Raw genomic sequence first — 18,103 nt, 5'->3', positions numbered from 1 at the left:
GACGAGCGCGCCGGCGAGCAGCGCGGCCCCGGTCCAGCCCAGCATTACGTCCAGCCCGCAGCCCCGTGCCGGCGCCGGCCAGCACCACCACCGCGACCTGCCCGAGTTGCCCGCCGGCCAGGCTGGCGGGGCGTCGAGCGGTCCGAACCGGCCCCGCTGGCCGACGTCGCGGCGCGGGTGGCCGGGGACCGCGCCGGCGCAGGGATGCGGTCCGGCTGCGTGCTCCGGACGCCCGCCGTGCCCGGGTGCCGCGGGCGCGGGTGTTTCTCGATCCTGCCGCAGTCGGTCGTCGTGCTGCGGGCCTCCCCGGTCGATGCCGGCGACGGCGGGTGGCGCGGGAACCTCGGAATCGGTCGGGCTTCGTCGCCGCCGGAGGTAGTTTGGCCCCGTTGCCCGGACTACGGCGGGGTGGGGAACCGGCACCCGGTCGGACATGGTGCGCCCGGATCCGGGCGGCGGTCCACGGTGGCGGCGCCGCCCGGCGTACGGCGGCGACGCCGGTACGGGGGAGGGGTTTCCAGTGACGCTCGACGACAATGACATGACCACCACGGCAGGCGGCGGCGCCGAAGGCCCGGCGGATTCGGGTGCGGGCGGTAGGCCGGGGGTGCACGACGGTGGTGCGGACGGCGGTGCCGATTCGGGGGCCGAAGGCCCGGCGGACTCCGGTGCCGGCGGTACCCCGGGCATGCACGACGGTGGTGCGGACGGCGGTGCCGATTCGGGGGCCGAAGGCCCGGCGGACTCCGGTGCCGGCGGTACCCCGGGCATGCACGACGGTGGTGCCGATGGTGGGGCCGACTCCGGTGCCGGCTGATCCGGCCGCCTCGATCGGCAGTGTCGGGCGGCCCACCGTGGACCGTCCGACCGGGCCGGCCGGTCCGACCGACCCGGCCAGTCCGACCGGGCCGCCCGGTCCGACCCGGCCGGCCGGGCCGCTGGCCCGACTGGTCGGCGCCGACGTCGACGGGTTCGCCCGCTCGTACTGGTCGCGTCGGCCGCTGCTGGTCCGCGGCGCGGACCCGGACGCCTTCCGCGACCTGCTCGATCTCGACGGCGTCGACGAACTGCTGTCGTACCGCGGGCTGCGCACCCCGTTCCTGCGGCTGGCGCGGGACGGTGCGGTGCTCGACTCGGCGTCGTTCACCGGCCCCGGCGGGGTCGGCGCGGAGATCGCCGACCAGGTACGCGACGACCGGGTCGCCGCGCTGTTCGCCGACGGCTGCACCGTGGTGCTTCAGGCGCTGCACCGCAACTGGCCGCCGATCGTCGAGTTCGGCACCGCGCTCGCCGCCGAACTCGGACATCCGGTGCAGGTCAACGCCTACGTGACACCGCCGTCCGCGCAGGGGTTCGCCGCGCACTACGACGTGCACGACGTGTTCGTCCTGCAACTCGCCGGTGGCAAGCACTGGCGGGTGCACCCGCCGGTGCATCCCGACCCGCTGCGCGACCAGCCCTGGACCGACCATGCGGCGGCGGTGGCCGACCGGGCCGAGCGCGAGCCACCGGAACTCGACACCGTGCTCGGCCCCGGCGATGCGATGTACCTGCCCCGCGGCTGGCTGCACGCCGCGACCGCGCTCGGCGACGTGTCCGCGCACCTGACCGTCGGCGTGCCCGTACTCACCCGGTTCGCGGTGCTGGAGGCGCTGGTCGCAAGCCTCGCGGCGGAACCGGAGCTGCGCCGCTCGCTGCCGCTGGGCATCGACCCGACCGACCCGGCGCAGCTCGCCCCGCAGCTGGCCGCGGTCCGCGCCGCGCTGGCGAGGGCGGTACCGCAGGCGGCCGACGAGACGGTGGCCCGCCGGCTGCGGTCCCGGGTCTGGTCGGGTGGCCGGCCGGAGCCGGTGCGGCCGGTCGCCGCGGCCCGGTTCGCCGCGAACCTGTCACCCGGCGACACGGTACGCCGACGCGCCGGGCTGCCGCACCGGCTCGTCGAACGCGACGACCACGTCGTGCTGGAGCTGGCGGATCGGCGGATCCGGCTGCCGGCCACGACGACCGCGGCGCTGCGCTGCCTGCTCGCCGGCGGTACCGCACAGGTCGGTGAGCTGCCGGAGCTGCCTGTGGCCGACCAGCTGGTGCTGGTGCGGCGGCTGCTGCGGGAGGGCGTACTGGTCCCGTCGACCGGGCCGTGACGTGCGTGCCTGGCCGCGCTGCTCGTTCCTCGCCGAGGCGGCGGGCGACCCGCGGGAAGGTACCGCGCCACCGGCGGAGGGCTGGCTGCTGATCGAGCATCCCGGCCCGTGGGGCCGCGACGCGCTGGCAACGTCCGGCCTGGGCCCGACCACCGTCGCCGCGCTGTCGCAGTGGGCCGGCGCGCACGGCGCGCGGCTGGGGCTGATCCGCCGACCCGGCCGGCGGGGCCGGTCGGCGCGGGTCCGCCGCTGGTTCCGGGTGGACTCGCGGCAGGGCCACGAGGCGATCCGTACCGGTACGTTCGAGACCGGGCCGGGGCTGGTCGCGGCGCTGGGTGCCGCTGGCGACGGCGTCGCCGGGCCGCTCCAGCTGGTCTGCGCGCACGGCCGGCACGACCCGTGCTGCGCGGTACGCGGCCGGGCCCTGGCGGCGACGCTCGCCGCCGACGATCCCGCCGGTACCTGGGAGTGCAGCCACGTCGGCGGCTGCCGCTTCGCCCCGGTACTGGTGCTGCTGCCGCACGGCTTCACCCTCGGCGGCGTGCCCACCACCGAGGCGGTGCGGATCGTCCGGGCCTACCGGGCCGGCACGATCGATCCGCGCTGGCTGCGCGGCCGCAGCTCGCTGCCGCCCGCGGCGCAGGCCGCCCAGTACCACGCCCGGATCGCGACCGGCGCCACCGGTGTGGCCGCGCTGCGGGTGGTCGCGGTCCACCGGGTCGGTGCGGCGGGCTGGCGGGTGGCGCTCGCCGATCCGGACTGCACGGTGTCGCTGCGCGAGCGGCACCTCCCGGCCGGCCGGCCACTGACCTGCGCCGCGACGTCCGACGGTTGGCTGCGGCAGTTCGATCTGCTCGACCTGCGGTCCGGCTGAACCGCCCGGCCGGCGGCCCGGTGACGGCGTGCCGGGCAGCTCCGGGCCGACCGGTACCGGTCCGCCCGCCGGCTCGTCGGGCTGGATTGGTCCCTGGTACCGGAGTTGGACGTTCGGGGCCGAACGCGCACTAGGCTCGACGCAGACGGCGCCGCCGGCCGCGCCGCGGTGCCGCCGGCCGGCGCGGCGATCGAGCTGTGCGGGGAGAGCGATGAGTGACCAGTCCGAACCGATCGGCGACCGCGAACGCCAGGCCGTCCAGCGCGAGCTGGCCGACCTGCACACCCAGCGGGCGGAGCTGGCCGCCACCCTGCAGGATCCGGAGGGCGACGGCGATGCCGTCGACCACGCCGACCGGGAACGCCGGGCGATGAACCTCGGACCGATCGAGGAACGCATCGCGCTGCTCACCGACCGGCTGCGTACCGCGGACACCGGCGGGCCGTCGGTGGAGGTGATCGGGGTGGGGAGCACCGCCACCGTGCGGTTCGCCGACGGCTCGGTCGCCACGGTGGAGGTCGCCCTGATCGACGACCAGTCCGATCCCGGCCTCGTCACCGCGGACAGCCCGCTGGGCCGTGCCCTCGCCGGCCACCGCGCCGGTGACACGGTCCGCTACGACGCGCCGGCCGGGGCGCAGACCGCGGTGGTGCTGTCGGTGGGCGGCGACTCGGCGGCCGGTTGACCGCGGCGACGGCCGGCGATGCGGCGACAGGGAGGTGCCCGGATGGCCGCCGACGTGGCTACCACGCAGCGGGTGGCGCAGGCGATGCTCACCGCGCCCACCACACACGGCAGCACCACCAGCGTGGCGCAGCTTCGCCGGTACTTCACCGACGACCACGTGCACCTCGCCCTGATCGTCGGGGCGGATGGACGACTGGTCACCGCGATCGAACGCGCCGATCTGACCGCGGTGCCCGATGCCACGCCGGCCCGCGCGCTCGGTACGCTCGCCGGCCGCACCGTCGGCCCCGACGACACGGTGCAGCGGGCGGCCGCCGTTCTCGCGCGGCAACGGCGCCGCCGGCTCGCGGTCGTGGACGGCGCGGGCCGGCTGCTCGGGTTGCTGTGCCTCAAGCGCGATCGCAGCGGCTTCTGCTCGGACGACGACGTCCGAGCCCGCGCCGGGGCCGGCCGCACGCCGCCCGGTCGCGGCTGAGCGCCGCACCCGGATTCCTGGTACCGCTGCCCGGCGCGGGCAAGCCGGGCATGCCGCCCGATGTCCGGGAATCGCGGTCTGTTCGGAGTATTGACGGCCGGATCGGCCGATGCCAGGGTGAGCACGAACCGAACCGGGCCAGCGCAGATCCGGCCGGCAGCACGCCGCGGCCGCGGCCCGCTCCGAGTGATCCGGCACGACGCGAGGAGGACGGCATGGCGATCGGTGGCGGCTCGGGCGACACGGCGCCCGACCAGGGCGCGCTGCCCGGTAGCGACCGGCGGGGGAGCAGCGGCATCGGCAGCCGGGCGGTGAGCCGGCGCGGCGCGCTGGCCGGCGGCGCCGCCCTGGTCGCCGGCGCCGGGTTGCTCGGCGCGACCCGCGCATCCGCCGCCGACCAGGCCGGCGCCTCGCGCTCCGGCCCGCACCACCTGTCACCCCGGCAGCAGGCCGGCCAGCGGGTCATCTGGTCGTACCCGGGGCTGACCCCGCCGCAGGCGCTGTTCGACGCGATCCGGGCCGGGCTGGTCGGCGGCGTCATCTTCTTCGGCGAGAACATCGACCGCAACGACCGCAGCCAGATCCAGGGCGTGACCAGCGCGCTGGCCCAGGCGCAGGCGGACAGCGGCATCCGGTACCCGATGCTGATCATGACCGACCAGGAGGGCGGCATCGTGCAGCGGCTGCCCGGTGCGCCGGGGATCTCGGAGAAGCAGATCGGCGCCTCGGCGGATCCGGTGGCCACCGCGACGTCCGCGGGCACCGGCGCGGCGCAGAACCTGCTCGACGCCGGGATCAACTGCAACCTCGCCCCGGTGCTGGACGTCTACCGCGAGGCCGGGAACTTCGACGACCGGTTCGGCCGCTCGTACAGCATGGATCCGGCCGTCTGCGGTGCCTGCGGTGCCGCGTCGGTCGTCGCCCAGCAGCGGCTCGGCGTCGTCACCACCGCCAAGCACTTCCCCGGCCTCGGCGCCGCGACCCGGGACGAGAACACCGACCTCGGCCCGGTCACGCTCGACGTGTCCCGGTCGGACCTGCGCGGCATCGACGAGCTGCCCTTCCGGTACGCCATCGGTGCCCGGGTGGACATGGTCATGACCTCCTGGGCCACCTACCCGGCGCTGGATCCGCAGCTGCCTGCCGGCCTGTCCGCGCGGATCGTGCAGGGCGAGCTCCGGCACCGGCTGAAGTTCCGCGGCGTGACCATCACCGACGCGATCGAGGCGGGCGCGCTGGACGAGTTCGGCGGTACCGGGGAGCGCGCGGTGCGCGCCGCCGCGGCCGGCATGGACATCGTGCTCTGTTCCGCCCGGGACGTCAGCCAGGGCCAGGACGCGGTGGACGCGCTGCATGCCGCGATCGCCGACCGGCGGCTCGACCGCGGGCACGCCGACCAGGCGCTGCGGCGCGTCATCGGGCTACGCCGGCGCCTGCACTGATCTCAGGCCCCGAACCGGCGGGTGGCCGGGCCTAGTCCGAGCCCGGCCGCCACGGCGAGATCCTCGCTGGTGTCCACGTCGCAGCGCAGTGACGGCAGGCCGGCGCCGACGGGTACCGCGCCGGTGGCCGCGTGCGCCGCGGCCGAACCGACCCCGAACCGGGGTTCCAGCGGCTGCCCGGGCGCGGCCAGCAGCAGCGTGGTACCGGTGCCCGGCCGGTCGGCGCAGAACGCCCGGCGCCCGGCCGCCTCGGCGATCGCGGCGGCCAGCTCGGCGGGGCGCAGTGCCGGCAGGTCCGCCTGCAGCGCGCCGACCGTACCGTTCGGGGTGCGCAGCCGGTCGGCGCCGAACGCCAGCGCCGCGTTGAGCCCGGGCAGGCCGCGCTCGTCGACGCACTCCACCCCGGTACCGGAAAGCGCGTCGGGGACCCGCTTGTCCTCACAGACGACCAGGATCCGACCGACCCCGTCGGCCCGCGCGGCGGCGGTCACCGTGTCCAGCAGCAGCGCGAGTACCAGCCGGGCGTGGTCGTCATCGGCCACCACGCCACGCAGCCGGGTCTTCGCCGCGCCCAGCCGCTTGATCGGGACGACCAGATCCACGCCACGCCTGGTAGGGCTCATCGATCGACGACCTCGCGGGTTCGGTTGTGCAGGCTGCCTGGATCTCGCCGCGGCCGGGGCGCGCTACGGCGCGACGAGTGCGCGCGCCTCGTGCAGCCGGCGCAGGTGCTCGTGGTCGCCCGGGGCGTCGCAGTCGTCGTACGGATCGTAGTGGACCGCCCTGATGCCGGCCGCCTGCGCGCCCCGCACGTCGGCCGGCACCGTGTCCCCGACGTGTACGGCGTGGGCGGCGTCCACGCGGACCCGATCCAGCGCGGCACGAAACAGCCTCGGGTCCGGCTTGTCGAAGCCGACGATGGCGCTGTCGAGCACGGCGTCGACGGGCACCCCGGGGCCGTCGCCCTCCTGGCACATCCGCGCGTCGCGGAGCATCTGCGCGATCCGGCCGTCGGCCTGCGACACGACGGCGACGGGCACGCCGGCGCCGGTGATCTCGGCGAGGGCCTGCTTCGACGCCGGATCCGGGGCGTGCCACATGTTGCGGCTGCGGGAGATCTCCAGGTAGTCGGCGGCGCACGCGAGCCACCGGCCCTCCGGCACCCCGGCGTACCGGGGGAGCAGGTCGTAGTAGTCGCCGCGCGGCTGGCCACGGCTGGGGAACGCCGCGTTGTGCGCCGCGAAGTGCGCTCGGATGAACCCCTCGGGGGTGTCGACGCCGCCGTGGCGGGCGACGACCGGCGTCAACAGCGCGGCGTTCGGGAGCAGCAGCACCCCGCCGACGTCCACGAGCAGGGCCGTGCGGTGGCGGGCCGGCGCTGGGGGTGGTGGCGATTCATGGGTTGGGTTCCGATCTGATTGAAAAATGTGCCAGTAGACTAGCTCAGATTGAAACTATTGACGACGGTCGCCGGGCCATGCAACGATCAGCCGCATGACGCAGGATGGCTCGACGCCGGGAGCCGAGACACCGACCGTGCTGGAGCGGATCGCGGCGGCACGACCGACGTTCTCGGCCGGCCTCGTCCGGGTCGCCGACGCGATCTCGCGCAATCCTGAACTGACCGCGAACATCGGGATCGTCGAACTCGCGCAGACGGCGGGTACCTCGGTCGGTACCGTGACCCGGTTCTGCCGCGTGATCGGCCTCGACGGGTACACCTCGCTGCGGCTGGCGCTCGCCACCGAGCTGGGGCAAGCGGCGGCCGATCTGGACGCCGACCCGACCGGTGAGATCGAACCGTCCGCGAGCGCCCGGGACACCGTCAAGCTGATCGCCGCGTCCAGCGTCAACGCGATCCGACGCACCGCCACGCTGCTGGACACCGAGGCGTTGAGCAGGCTCGCCGTCGCCGTCGACGAGGCCCGCCAGGTGCAGATCTTCGCCTTCGGCGGCAGTGCGCAGATCGCCCGGTACCTGGCCGACCAGCTGGTCGGCATCGGCGTGGTGACTCTCACCTCGCCCGACGTGACGACCGCGACCGCCCACGCGGTGACGCTCGGCGCTGGCGACGTGGCCATCGCGATCAGCCACTCGGGAACCGCGCAGCATGCTCTCGACCTGCTGTCGGTGGCTCGCGAGCGTGGCGCGTTCACCGCCGGGATCACCAGCAGTGCGCAGGCGCCGTTGGTCGCCGAGGCCGACCTGACCCTGGTGACCACGGCACGGAGCGCGACCGCGCGATACCGCGGCACGGCGGGGCGGCACGCTCAGCTGTTCGTCACCGACGCTCTCTACGTGCGGGTGTCGCAGCGCCGCGCGAGTCAGGCGACCCGGCTGCTGGACCTCGCCGGTGCGGCTACCGCGCCGTACCAGACCAGGACGGCCGAGCACCGCGCGCCGCGACCCGGTGGGGCGCGTCGCGCCGTGACGGCGACCCCGGTGGTGGTCACCGAGCAGGCGAGCGGACGGATCCTGGTGCTGGACCCGGAGGCGGACTGGGCGGCGGACTCGGCCGTCCGGTGGTCGTGGCGGCCGGACGCGGATGCCGCCGCCGGCTCGTGGCGGTGGCCGACCGACGCCCGGCTGCGCCGCGACGCGTCGGGCCAGCGGTACCTGCTCGTCGCGGACTCGTACGGGCTGCTGGCCAAGGTGCGCTACCCGCAGGGTGGCGCCCCGCTCTGGTCGGTGCACGCTGGCGCGGCGGCGAACCCGCACGGGGTGGAGCTGCTGCCGGCCGGCAACGTGGCGGCTGCCGCGAGCACCGGCGGCTGGGTCCGGGTGTACACCACCCGGCCCGGCTCGGACGACCACGTCGAGGACCTGCTGCCCGGTGCACACGAGGTGTTGTGGCATCCCGGCGCCGGTGGGTTGTGGGCGCTGGGCGATGACCTGCTCGTGCGGTACGAGGTAAGCGGTTCGGCCGACGCTCCGGCGCTGCGCCGCCGGGACGGGTACGAGCTGCCGACCGAGGGTGGGCACGACCTGCAGCCGGTCGCCGACGATCCGCGGCGCATGTGGGTGACCACCATCCACGGGGTGTACCAGTTCGACGCCCTCGCGGGTGAGTTCGTCCCCGGGGCGCCCCGGGGACCGGTGCTGGACCGAACCGACGTCAAGAGCATCGGCACCGACCGGAGGTCGGGTGCCGTGCTGCAGACCACGCCGAAGCCCGACGACGAGTGCGACTGGTGTACCGACCAGGTCGACCTGTTCGTCGGCGGTGAGCGTCGGGTGTCGAAGACGCTGCCCGGCGCGCGGATCTACCGCGCTCGCTGGTTCGCCACCGACAGCAACTGACCGGTGGCGGGGCCGTTCGCTGAACGGCCGGACAACGCCGAGGGAAACATTGCACGCGATCATGCTCCACATTGAAATAATTTCGGACCAGCGGTAGGAAGGTGCCATGTCCGAGGAAGCAGTTCTCCCCGCCAGCCGGCGGATGGGACGGCGGGCCGCCGCACCGATGACGGTCTCGCAGCGGCGCGAAGGTAGCGCGGGCTACCTGCTCATCGCACCGACCACGGTCCTGCTCGTGCTGTTTTACCTGTACCCGCTCGCGCAGACCGTGTACTACAGCTTCACCAACTGGAACCCGGCCACCGGCCGCTCCGACGCGCTCGTCGGGCTGTCGAACTACACGCATCTCGTGCGCGACCCGGAGTTCCTGCGAGCCTCGGCCAACACCGCGATCTACGTCGCCGTGGTGGTGCCGTGCACCCTGGCCGTGGGGCTGTTCTTCGCCGCGCTGCTGGCCACCCCGTTCCGCGGCCGGGCGGTCTACCGGGCGCTGATCTTCGTCCCGCACATCGCACCCACGGTCGGCACCGCGCTGGTCTTCAGCTACCTGCTGTCACCGCTCGGCGGAGTCGTCAACTACGCGTTGAGCGCCGTCGGAGTGGCCCCGATCGGCTTTCTCACCACCCAGCCGTGGGCGCTGGTCTCGGTCATCGTCTTCTCCATCTGGCAGGGCGTCGGGTACTCGATGATCATCTACTCCGCGGCGCTGGCGAACATCCCGCCGAGCTACCACGAGGCGGCACGTCTCGACGGCGCCGGCCCGGTCCGGCGGTTCTTCTCGATCTCGTTCCCGCTCGTGGCCCCGACCACCGGCTTCCTCGCGATCACCGGGGTCATCTCCTCCCTGCAGGTGTTCACCCAGGTGTACGTGCTGACCGGCGGCGGCCCGCTGCACTCCACACAGACCCTGCTGTACTACGTGTACGAGCAGGGCTTCGTGTACTTCCGCGGCGGTTCGGCCAGCGCCGCCGCGGTCCTCCTGCTGCTGTGCGGGATCGTGGTCTCGGTCCTGCAACTGCGTGTCCTCGCCCGGCGCAACACCGCCGAGCTGGGCTGAGGCGGCGCAGATGAGTCGACCGCTGCGGCTCCGCCGCCTCGCGCCGCACGCGGCGCGGCACGCCATCCTGCTCGTCGGCGTCGTGATCTTCTTCGGGCCGTTCCTCTGGATGCTGCTGACCAGCTTCAAGTCGTCCAGCGAGGCGCTGTCCTTCCCGCCGACGTTCCTGCCGCACGCGTGGCGGTTCGACAGCTACCGGCGCATCTTCACGGTGGCGCCGTTCGGCCTCTACTACCTCAACAGCACGATCGTCACCGTGCTCGCGACGTTCGGTCAGATCGTGACCAGCCTGGCCGCCGGCTACGCGTTCGCCAGGATGCGGTTCCGCGGCCGTACGGTGATCTTCGTCGTGCTGCTCGCCGCCCTGATGGTGCCGTTCGAGGTGGTCTTCACGCCGCTGGTCACCCTGCTGTCCCAACTCGGCTGGTTGAACAGCTACCAGGGTCTGATCATCCCCAACGTTCCGTCGATCCTCGGCGCTTTCCTGTTCCGGCAGTTCTTCCTGTCGTTCCCGACCGAGATCGAGGACGCCAGCCGGATCGACGGTGCCGGTGTCTGGCGCCGGCTGTGGTCGGTGATGGCACCGATGGCCCGGCCGATGATCGGATCGTTCGCCATCCTGTCGTTCGTCTACAACTGGAACAACTTCTTCTTCCAGTTCCTCGTCACCACCAAGTCGAGGTACTACACCGTGCAGGTCGGTCTCGCTCAGTTGCAGGGCGAGAACAACACCACCGACTTCGGCCTGCTGATGGCCGGCTCCACCCTCGCGATCATCCCGGTCATGATCGTCTTCCTCGTCTTCCAACGGCAGCTCGTCTCCGCCATGTCCGGCGGACTCCGGTGACGCTGCCCTCCCGCGACAGATCCCCGTCGACCTTCCAGGAGCAGACATGACCCGACCCCTCCGTACCCGGCGCGCCCGCACCGGGATCGCCGGTGCCACCGCGATCGTCGCCATCCTCGCGATGACCGCCTGCGGCGGCTCGGTGACCGGCAACGACGGCGACTCCGCCGGCCGGACCACCATCACCGTGTGGGCCGGCAGTACCGGCAGCACCGAGCCGCTCAAGCGGCAGCTGATCGACCAGTTCAACTCCTCGCAGCACAAGTACAAGGTCGAGCTGGAGGTGCAGCCGGCCAGTACCGAGGCGCACGCGAAGCTGATCAACGCGGTCAAGAACAAGCAGGGCCCCAACCTGGTACTCGACGACGGCGCACCGCAGGAGCTCGGCCAGGTCATCGCCACCGGCTCGGTCGTGCCGCTCGACCGCTACCTGGACAGCGCAGCCGCCACGCTCAAGAAGAGCGACTTCACGAAGGGCATGGCAGACACCGGTACCTTCGACGGGAAGGTCTACTCGCTGCCGACGCAGGGCGGCGACTACGCCCTGATCTACAACAAGAAGATGTTCAAGGCTGCCGGGATCACCAAGCCGCCGGCCACCTGGGCCGAGCTGGAGCGCGACGCCGCCAAACTGACCCACGGCACCAGGCAGTACGGGATGTACCTGCCCATCGGCACCGGCGGGACCGCGCCGTTCTACTGGCAGTCCATGCTGTGGAGCGCCGGCGGCGAGTTCATGAACGCCGACAACACCAAGGTCGAGTTCAACAGCCCGGCCGGGGTACGGGCGCTGACCGCGTGGACCGAGATGGTCAAGAACGGCACCGCGTACCCGACGAGCCTGCAGACACCGAGCGACAACGGGAACACCGCCGCGATGACCTCGAAGCGGGTCGCGATGGCCATCAACGGCGCCTACAACCTCGGCGTACTCGACGAAGCGCTCGGCAAGGACAACGTCGGGGTCGCGCCGCTGCCGCCGCTGGACAAGCCGGCCATGAACCTGGGCACGAACAACTCGTACATCATGAAGGGCACGGCGGCGCAGGAGGCTGGCGCCTGGGCGTTCCTGGAGTACTGGCTGACGCCGAAGACGCAGGCGAAGTGGGGGAGCGCGAACGGCTTCCTGCCCACCAACACCAGGACAGCCGACGACCCGACCTGGAAGAAGTACCTCGACCGGAACCCGCGCATGAAGGTGTTCGCCGACGAGCTGAGCTACGCCAAGAGCCGGCCGTCGATCGAGGCGTACGCCGGGATCTCCGACGCGCTGTCCGTCGAACTGGAGAAGGCGTTGCTGCAGAAGGAGTCACCGGCCGAAGCGCTGCAGAGGGCCGAGGCGGGCGCCACCGCCGCGCTCAGGTAGCCACCGTCTCGCACCGAAGGGCTCAGCCGTGACCACCACGACCTCCGAGGCCGCCCGAGCGGCACTCCAGCGACTCCTCGGGCCGGACCACGCCAGCCGGTTCGAGCTGCTCGTCGACCCCGCACCCGGCAGCGAGTTCCGGATCGAGGACGCCGGTGGCGCGATCCGGGTCACCGCGTCCCGGGTGCCGGACCTGCTGGCCGGTGTCCGCTGGTACGTCTCGCATCACGCGCACGGGCACCTGAGCCGGCACGGTGACCGGCTACCGGTGGTGCTGCCCGCGCCGGGTGCGCCGGTGCACCGGCGCACCCGGCACACGCATCGCTTCGCGCACAACCACACCGTCTCCGGGTACTCCGCGTCGTACTGGGACTGGCCGGAGTGGGAACGCGAGATCGACTTCCTCGCCTGGTCGGGCACCACGCATCTGCTGGTGCTCACCGGGCAGGAGATCGTCTACCGGGACCTGCTGGTCGAACTCGGCCTGTCCGACGAGGCCGCCCGCGGGTGGTTGAGCATGCCCGCCCACCTGCCCTGGCAGTGGATGGGCAACATGTACGGCTACGCCGGCGGGCAACCCGCCGAGCTGCTCGATCGCCGTGCCGCGCTGGGCGGCCGCATCCTGGACCGGTTGCGGCAGCTCGGGATCACGCCGGTACTGCCAGGGTTCGCGGGTTTCGTGCCACAGCAGCTGGTGGACACCCGCGACGACGTGACCGCGGTACCGCAGGGGACCTGGCTCGGGTTCGACCGGCCCACCTGGATCGACCCGACGTCGCCCGGCTTCCGCGACATCGCGGCGCGGTGGTACCGGTTGCAGGCCGAGCGGTTCGGCGCCACGACCGCGTACTCGATGGACCTGCTGCACGAGGGCGGTACCGCGGGGGAGATGGACGTCTCCGCCGCCGCCGCGAACCTGCAGGGCGCGCTGCTCGACGCGCATCCGGATGCGACCTGGGTGGTGCAGGCCTGGGGGAGCAACCCCACCCGGGAACTGCTCGCCGGGGTCGAGCCGTCGCACCTTCTGGTGCTGGACATCAACGCGGACGACACCCCACGATGGCGATCCCGGCGGGCCTTCGACGGCGCTCCCTGGGTGTTCGGCACGATCTCGACCTGGGGCGGCCGCCAGTACATGTTCGGCAAGTTGCCGGAGATCTGCCAGCTGCCGGCCCTGCCGGGCACCGGGCGGTTGTGCGGCACCGTCCAGGCGGCGGAGAGCCTGGAGAGCAACCCGGTGGTCGACGACCTGCTCGCCGACGTGATCTGGCACGACGCCGAGATCGACCTGGACGAGTGGATCGCCGGCTACGTGCGACGTCGCTACGGCACCGACGGCGGTCCGGCGCTGGCCGCCTGGCACGCCTTCGCACGCACCGCGTACGGCCAGTACATCGGCGACGACATCGACGGTACCAACGCCGGCCCCGACTCGCTGTTCGTCGCCCGCCCCGCGCTCGAAGCGGAACGCGCGATCGAATGGCGTCCCCGGATCGTGCCGTACGACGTCGCGCAGTTCGAGGCTGGGTGGCGAGCACTGGTCCGGGCCGCGCCGCAGGCCGGCGGGGCCGACCCGTACCGACACGACCTCGTCGACGCGACCGTCCAGGTCCTGTCGAATCGCAGTCGCTGGCTGCTGCCGCAACTCCGCGTGGCCGTCGACGCCGGTGACGCCGCCGCCGTCGACCAGCTCTCGTCGTGGTTTCTCCGGATGATCGGGCAGTGCGAGGAGATCCTCGGCACCCGAGCCGAGTTCCTGCTCGGTAGCTGGCTGGCCCGGGCCCGCGCGATCGCCGGTCCTGCTGGCGTCGACGACATCATCACGCTCGTGACGACCTGGGGCGACACCCTGGTACGCGACGAGTTGCACGACTACGCCGCCCGGCACGCGGCCGGTCTGATGTCCGGCTACTACGCCAAACGCTGGCGCCGGTTCTTCGCCGACCTGCGTGCGGGCCACGAGACGACCGACTGGTTCGAGCAGGAACGCAGCTGGGCGCGGGAACTGGCGCAGGCGCCCGCCACTCCTCGCGGCGACACGATCGCGGTCGCGGAGTCGATCGAGCGTTCGCTGCCACCGGCGGACCCGCCGCCGGTCACCGTAGTCCTGACCGTCGAGTCCACGCCCGACGCTACGGTGATCCGTGCAGTGCTGACCAACGAGGGAAACGCCGCCGTCCGGCTGGACCGCGCCCGGTTGATCCGGCCGCGCGCCGACCCGCTGCTCGACCTCGGCCAAGTCCTCTCACCCGGCGACGAGCACGAGTTGACCTGGAACCTGCGCGGTGCGTCGATCGGAGCCGTCGAGGTTGCCGTGTACCTCGATCCGTCCGCCCGCACCACCGCGGTGGCCCGGGCCAGCGCCGTCCCGGCGCCGGTAGCTGGACGGAACGGGTGACGGTCGCAGGGACCTCACGGCACGCGCCGGTTCGGAACGCGGCCGTGGCGAGGTGGGTACCGGCCGATCGCCTGGCGCGGCCCTGCTCACCCGGCCGCGTGCCCATCCCGGCGGCACCGCCGCTCCGCGACCTGCGGGGCGCATTGCTGCCTGCCCGGCTCAGACCCTGCTGCGGGTCCGGGTGGCGGCGACGCGGGGCCAGCCGCAGGTGATGAGGATCGCGAGGGCCGGTACGACGGACAGGATGGCGAGTGGTTCGGCGCCGAAGACGACGAACCCGCCCCAGAAGACCGCCGGCCCCGGCCCGTCGTGCTGGGTGTCGGCCGCCAGCGAGCCGGTCGCGGTCGGGAGGTTCGCCAGACATGCCGGGGCGAGCAGCAGCAAGGTGGCCACGCACAGTGCCACGTAGCTGCGGCGCCGCGCGCGGCTGCACCGCCGGATCCGCGTCGCGGTGAACAGGCCGAACAGGGCGCCGAACAACGCGCCGACCACCCCACCGGCGATCGTGGCCGGGATCTGGCTGGCCGGTTCGTCCCAGCGGATCCCGACCCGCAACTGGGTGGGGTCGGCCTCGTCGCTGGCCCAGACCGACACCGCGGCGAGGTACCCGTCCCGGGTGCCGGACACCGTGGCCGTACCGGGCGGCGATGCGTTCGGTTCGGGCCGGTCGACCTGCACCCGCACGTTTCGCCAGCCGTGCGAGCGCATCCGCTGGGCGACGGCGTGGGCGAGAGCACGGTAGTCGGCGTGCGGGGGTACGGCGCCGGTGAAGTCGGCGCTGCCGACCCGTACGCCGGTGCCACCGTGCAGGGTGTGCTCGCTGTACGGGTTCCAGAAGGTGTGCCGCCCGAAATACCCGTCGTCGTGCGATGGAACCGGAAGCACGGTACGCGCCAGCCGGGTCGCGGTCGCCTTGTCCGGCGCCATCGGGTCGACCTGCTGCCAGGAGATCCAGGAACCCAGCGCGATGCCGCACAGCCCGCCGAGCACCGCGGCCACGGTGGCGACGACGGACCCCCGTATCCCGGCGTCGGCCATCCGCCGGCCGAGCCCGTACCGGAGCAGCCGCATCGCCTCCCGGCCGGACGGTCGGGTGCGACCGGGTTCGGCGGCGTCCAGCAGCGTGCCGAGGATCTCCGCGCCGCGCTCGCGCCGGTACACCCGGGGATAGGCGAGCAGCCAGCGGCGGTACCGGCGGGCGAGGGTGTCGGCGGGGTTCTCGTCGGTCATCGGGATCCCTTCGGCGATGGGTGGCCGGTGGCCGCGCGGCGCGGACGGTGGGTCCCGGCGTGCGGCCGGTGGACCCGGCGGCGCGGACGGTCGGTGCGGCGGCGTGCGTCAGGCCGGGTGGGCGATTCCGGCGGGACCGGCCTCGCGCAGCCGGCGGGTGGCCCGCGCGGCGTCCCGGCGCATCCGGGTCGCCTCGGCGGCGAGTGCTGCGGCGCCGTGTTCGGTGAGCCGGTAGTAGCGGCGGAGCCGGCCGTCGACCGTCTCCTCCCGGTCGACCTCGACCAGGCCCTCGCCGCCGAGCCGGTCCAGCGCCGCGTAGAGGGTGCCGGCGGCGAGGCGCACCCGGTCCTCGGACAGCCGGGACACCTCCTGGATCACCGCGTACCCGTGCAGCGGGCGTGGGGCGAGCGCGGACAGGATCAGAAAGCTCGGTCGGCGCATGCTTGCCATGCCGGCCAATATACAGTTGATCGTACTATGATCAAGCCGCCTGACCAGCCGCCCGGCGGGTTACGGCGGCGTTCAGGAACGCGCCGGGGCAGGCTGCCGGAGCCCGCCCGGCACCCGCGGTGACCGGCGCCGACGCAGCCGCCGGTGCGCCGTGGCGGCGAGCAGCAGCGCGCTGGCGACGGCGAGCACGGCGAAGCTGGGCGGCAGCACCGGCACCAGGTAGGCGACGGTCAACCCGGCCCACACCGACAGCACGGCGAGCGCACCGGACAGCGGCATCGCCCGGTACGGGTTGCCGACCAGCTGGGCCGCCGCCCCGGCCGGTGCGGCGACCAACCCCAGGATCAGCAGCGATCCGACGACCTGGGTGGCTTCGGCGGCGGCGACGCCGGTCAGCGCGAGGAAGCCGAACCCGAGGAGCCGTACCGGTACCCCGCGAACGGCGGCCACCGTCTCGTCCAGGCTGGCGAAGATCAGCGGTCGGGCGATGGCCGCCATGGCCAGGCAGACGCCGAGACCGATCGCGGCGGCCAGGAGCGCCCGGCTGTGGCTGAGACCGAACACCGAACCGAACAGTACGGTCACCGACGCCGCGCCGCCGGCCGCGCTGCGGCTGGTGGTGTAGAGCGAGAGCAGCAGCACGCCCAGCCCGAGCAGCCAGGCGAACGCGCCGCCGATCACCACGTCGTCCGGCTTCGCGCGCCGGCCCGCGGCGGCCATGCTCAGCGCGACCAGGATCGTCGTGGCGAACAGCCCGACCCGCAGATCCAGGCCGAGCACGAGGGCGGCGAACGCGCCGGTGAACGAGACGTGGCTGAGCGCGTCGGCGGTGAACACCTGCGCCCGCAGTACCAGCAGGTAGCCGACGAGGCCGGCGGCGAGAGCGACGAACGTACCGGCGAGGAACGCCTCCCGCAGGTAGCCGTGCGAGAACATGGTCACGATCGCGGTCACCAGGCGAACCGCCGAACGGCGCGGTGCCGGCGGTCGTGCCCGGCGCGGATGCCGCCGGCCGCGACGAAGCCGGCGAACGCGATGCTGGTCAGCCAGAAACCCAGCGGATATGGCGAGAAGTACGCGGCGGTCAGCGAGGTCCAGACCGCGACGAGCCCGAACAGCACCGACAGTGCGAGGCTGCGGGCGGGGCGGGCGGTGATGCGGTGTGCGGTGGCGGCCGGCAGTACCAGCAGCGCGAACACCAGCAGGGCGCCGGTGATGGAGCTGATCGCGGCGACGGTGGCACCCAACAGCAGCAGGAAGCCGAGATCGAGCGCGCGGACCGGGACGCCGGCGACCCGGGCGGTCTCGGCGTCGGTGGAGGCGAACAGCAACGGCCGGCCGGCCGCGGCGAGCGACGCCAGCACCGGTACCGCGAGCGCGGCGAGCACGGCGACCTGGCCGCCGGTGACACCCAGGAAGCTGCCGAACAGCAGCGCGTTGGTCCCGGTGAGGAATCCCCGGTAGAGCGCGACGAACACGAACCCGCACGCCAGCAGGAAGCCCTGGAGCGTACCGACCAGCGCCGACTCGTGGCCGTGCCGGCCGGCACCGCGGCCACCGAGCGCGGCGATGACCGCGGCGGCGACCAGGCAGAACGCGAAGTACCCGGTCAGCGCGCCGAGGCCGAGCCAGGTGGCGCCGGCGGCACCGGGGAACCCGACGGCGGACAGGGTGTGCCCGACGAACGTCTGCCGGCGCAGCACGACGAACCAGCCGATCAGTGCGCTGAGCACGGCCACGATCGTGCCGGCCCGGAACGCGTTGACCATGAACGGCTGGGACCACATCTGCAGCACGTCGGCGACCAGGTTGATCGAGAAGTGCACGTCGTCCATG

Annotated in this window: 17 protein-coding genes; 11 read left to right on the top strand and 6 right to left on the bottom strand. The window is 73.3% G+C overall.

Going from position 1 to position 18,103, the window contains the following annotated elements; all coding sequences use genetic code 11:
* Nucleotides 1-520: 520 nt before the first annotated feature.
* The 6 genes from Athai_RS34255 (at nucleotide 521) to Athai_RS19280 (ending at nucleotide 5,619) form a co-directional block, all read left to right on the top strand.
* A complete protein-coding gene (locus Athai_RS34255) occupies nucleotides 521-817 on the top strand; it encodes a hypothetical protein (protein ID WP_239157036.1) in 297 nt (98 codons plus the stop codon).
* On the top strand, nucleotides 789-2,141 hold the full coding sequence (locus tag Athai_RS19300; RefSeq protein WP_203962786.1) for a cupin domain-containing protein: 1,353 nt from the start codon (nucleotides 789-791) through the stop codon (nucleotides 2,139-2,141). Before Athai_RS34255 ends, Athai_RS19300 begins: the two co-directional genes overlap by 29 nt.
* A gap of 1 nt (nucleotide 2,142) precedes the next feature.
* Nucleotides 2,143-3,015 carry a sucrase ferredoxin gene (locus Athai_RS19295; RefSeq protein ID WP_203962785.1) on the top strand — a complete coding sequence of 291 codons (873 nt, stop codon included), beginning with the start codon at nucleotides 2,143-2,145 and terminating at the stop codon, nucleotides 3,013-3,015.
* Nucleotides 3,016-3,226: 211 nt separating this feature from the next.
* Nucleotides 3,227-3,700: a GreA/GreB family elongation factor gene (locus Athai_RS19290; RefSeq protein ID WP_203962784.1), complete on the top strand. Its 474-nt coding sequence runs from the start codon at nucleotides 3,227-3,229 to the stop codon at nucleotides 3,698-3,700.
* A 42-nt stretch (nucleotides 3,701-3,742) separates the two neighbouring features.
* Nucleotides 3,743-4,177 (top strand): CBS domain-containing protein, encoded by a 435-nt coding sequence (locus Athai_RS19285; protein ID WP_203962783.1) that lies wholly within the window; start codon nucleotides 3,743-3,745, stop codon nucleotides 4,175-4,177.
* 215 nt (nucleotides 4,178-4,392) lie between these two features.
* Nucleotides 4,393-5,619 (top strand): glycoside hydrolase family 3 N-terminal domain-containing protein, encoded by a 1,227-nt coding sequence (locus Athai_RS19280; protein ID WP_203962782.1) that lies wholly within the window; start codon nucleotides 4,393-4,395, stop codon nucleotides 5,617-5,619.
* 2 nt (nucleotides 5,620-5,621) lie between these two features.
* Here Athai_RS19280 and cofC read toward each other — a convergent pair whose 3' ends face one another.
* Both cofC and Athai_RS19270 read right to left on the bottom strand, forming a co-directional pair.
* On the bottom strand, nucleotides 5,622-6,242 hold the full coding sequence (gene cofC, locus Athai_RS19275) for a 2-phospho-L-lactate guanylyltransferase (RefSeq protein ID WP_203962781.1): 621 nt from the start codon (nucleotides 6,240-6,242) through the stop codon (nucleotides 5,622-5,624).
* A 63-nt stretch (nucleotides 6,243-6,305) separates the two neighbouring features.
* Nucleotides 6,306-6,968 (bottom strand): HAD family hydrolase, encoded by a 663-nt coding sequence (locus tag Athai_RS19270; RefSeq protein ID WP_203962780.1) that lies wholly within the window; start codon nucleotides 6,966-6,968, stop codon nucleotides 6,306-6,308.
* Nucleotides 6,969-7,113: 145 nt separating this feature from the next.
* Here Athai_RS19270 and Athai_RS19265 point away from each other — a divergent pair, with 145 nt between their 5' ends.
* The 5 genes from Athai_RS19265 to Athai_RS19245 all read left to right on the top strand — a co-directional run bounded on the left by Athai_RS19265 (nucleotide 7,114) and on the right by Athai_RS19245 (nucleotide 14,587).
* Nucleotides 7,114-8,919: a DUF6528 family protein gene (locus Athai_RS19265; RefSeq protein ID WP_203962779.1), complete on the top strand. Its 1,806-nt coding sequence runs from the start codon at nucleotides 7,114-7,116 to the stop codon at nucleotides 8,917-8,919.
* A gap of 106 nt (nucleotides 8,920-9,025) precedes the next feature.
* Entirely contained in the window at nucleotides 9,026-9,976 is a 951-nt protein-coding gene (locus Athai_RS19260; RefSeq protein ID WP_203962778.1) for a carbohydrate ABC transporter permease, read from the top strand.
* Between the two features lie 10 nt (nucleotides 9,977-9,986).
* Nucleotides 9,987-10,823 (top strand): carbohydrate ABC transporter permease, encoded by an 837-nt coding sequence (locus Athai_RS19255; RefSeq protein ID WP_203962777.1) that lies wholly within the window; start codon nucleotides 9,987-9,989, stop codon nucleotides 10,821-10,823.
* 46 nt (nucleotides 10,824-10,869) lie between these two features.
* Entirely contained in the window at nucleotides 10,870-12,189 is a 1,320-nt protein-coding gene (locus tag Athai_RS19250) for an ABC transporter substrate-binding protein (RefSeq protein ID WP_203962776.1), read from the top strand.
* 28 nt (nucleotides 12,190-12,217) lie between these two features.
* Nucleotides 12,218-14,587, top strand: a complete 2,370-nt coding sequence (locus Athai_RS19245) for an alpha-N-acetylglucosaminidase (protein ID WP_203962775.1) — start codon at nucleotides 12,218-12,220, stop codon at nucleotides 14,585-14,587.
* A gap of 159 nt (nucleotides 14,588-14,746) precedes the next feature.
* Here the strand turns inward: Athai_RS19245 and Athai_RS19240 are convergent, their stop codons facing one another.
* The 4 genes from Athai_RS19240 to Athai_RS19225 all read right to left on the bottom strand — a co-directional run bounded on the left by Athai_RS19240 (nucleotide 14,747) and on the right by Athai_RS19225 (nucleotide 18,102).
* Nucleotides 14,747-15,817 (bottom strand): hypothetical protein, encoded by a 1,071-nt coding sequence (locus tag Athai_RS19240; protein ID WP_203962774.1) that lies wholly within the window; start codon nucleotides 15,815-15,817, stop codon nucleotides 14,747-14,749.
* Between the two features lie 108 nt (nucleotides 15,818-15,925).
* Complete coding sequence (locus Athai_RS19235; RefSeq protein ID WP_239157035.1) at nucleotides 15,926-16,267, bottom strand: PadR family transcriptional regulator; 342 nt, start codon at nucleotides 16,265-16,267, stop codon at nucleotides 15,926-15,928.
* Between the two features lie 72 nt (nucleotides 16,268-16,339).
* Nucleotides 16,340-17,221 carry a metal ABC transporter permease gene (locus Athai_RS19230; protein WP_203962773.1) on the bottom strand — a complete coding sequence of 294 codons (882 nt, stop codon included), beginning with the start codon at nucleotides 17,219-17,221 and terminating at the stop codon, nucleotides 16,340-16,342.
* Entirely contained in the window at nucleotides 17,218-18,102 is an 885-nt protein-coding gene (locus Athai_RS19225) for a metal ABC transporter permease (protein WP_203962772.1), read from the bottom strand. Before Athai_RS19225 ends, Athai_RS19230 begins: the two co-directional genes overlap by 4 nt.
* Between the last annotated feature and the right edge of the window lies 1 nt (nucleotide 18,103).

It is taken from the genome of Actinocatenispora thailandica (genome assembly GCF_016865425.1).
GTDB classification, from domain to species: domain Bacteria; phylum Actinomycetota; class Actinomycetes; order Mycobacteriales; family Micromonosporaceae; genus Actinocatenispora; species Actinocatenispora thailandica.
This window is presented reverse-complemented; position numbering and strand designations above follow the sequence as displayed.

Excerpts from the sequence above, each read along its gene's own strand:
- Athai_RS19300 (WP_203962786.1), top strand. The coding sequence starts at position 789 with ATGGTGGGGCCGACTCCGGTGCCGGCTGATCCGGCCGCCTCGATCGGC.
- Athai_RS19290 (WP_203962784.1), top strand. The coding sequence starts at position 3,227 with ATGAGTGACCAGTCCGAACCGATCGGCGACCGCGAACGCCAGGCCGTC.
- Athai_RS19285 (WP_203962783.1), top strand. The coding sequence starts at position 3,743 with ATGGCCGCCGACGTGGCTACCACGCAGCGGGTGGCGCAGGCGATGCTC.
- Athai_RS19280 (WP_203962782.1), top strand. The coding sequence starts at position 4,393 with ATGGCGATCGGTGGCGGCTCGGGCGACACGGCGCCCGACCAGGGCGCG.
- cofC (WP_203962781.1), bottom strand. The coding sequence starts at position 6,242 with ATGAGCCCTACCAGGCGTGGCGTGGATCTGGTCGTCCCGATCAAGCGG.
- Athai_RS19265 (WP_203962779.1), top strand. The coding sequence starts at position 7,114 with ATGACGCAGGATGGCTCGACGCCGGGAGCCGAGACACCGACCGTGCTG.
- Athai_RS19260 (WP_203962778.1), top strand. The coding sequence starts at position 9,026 with ATGTCCGAGGAAGCAGTTCTCCCCGCCAGCCGGCGGATGGGACGGCGG.
- Athai_RS19255 (WP_203962777.1), top strand. The coding sequence starts at position 9,987 with ATGAGTCGACCGCTGCGGCTCCGCCGCCTCGCGCCGCACGCGGCGCGG.
- Athai_RS19250 (WP_203962776.1), top strand. The coding sequence starts at position 10,870 with ATGACCCGACCCCTCCGTACCCGGCGCGCCCGCACCGGGATCGCCGGT.
- Athai_RS19240 (WP_203962774.1), bottom strand. The coding sequence starts at position 15,817 with ATGACCGACGAGAACCCCGCCGACACCCTCGCCCGCCGGTACCGCCGC.
- Athai_RS19235 (WP_239157035.1), bottom strand. The coding sequence starts at position 16,267 with ATGGCAAGCATGCGCCGACCGAGCTTTCTGATCCTGTCCGCGCTCGCC.
- Athai_RS19225 (WP_203962772.1), bottom strand. The coding sequence starts at position 18,102 with ATGGACGACGTGCACTTCTCGATCAACCTGGTCGCCGACGTGCTGCAG.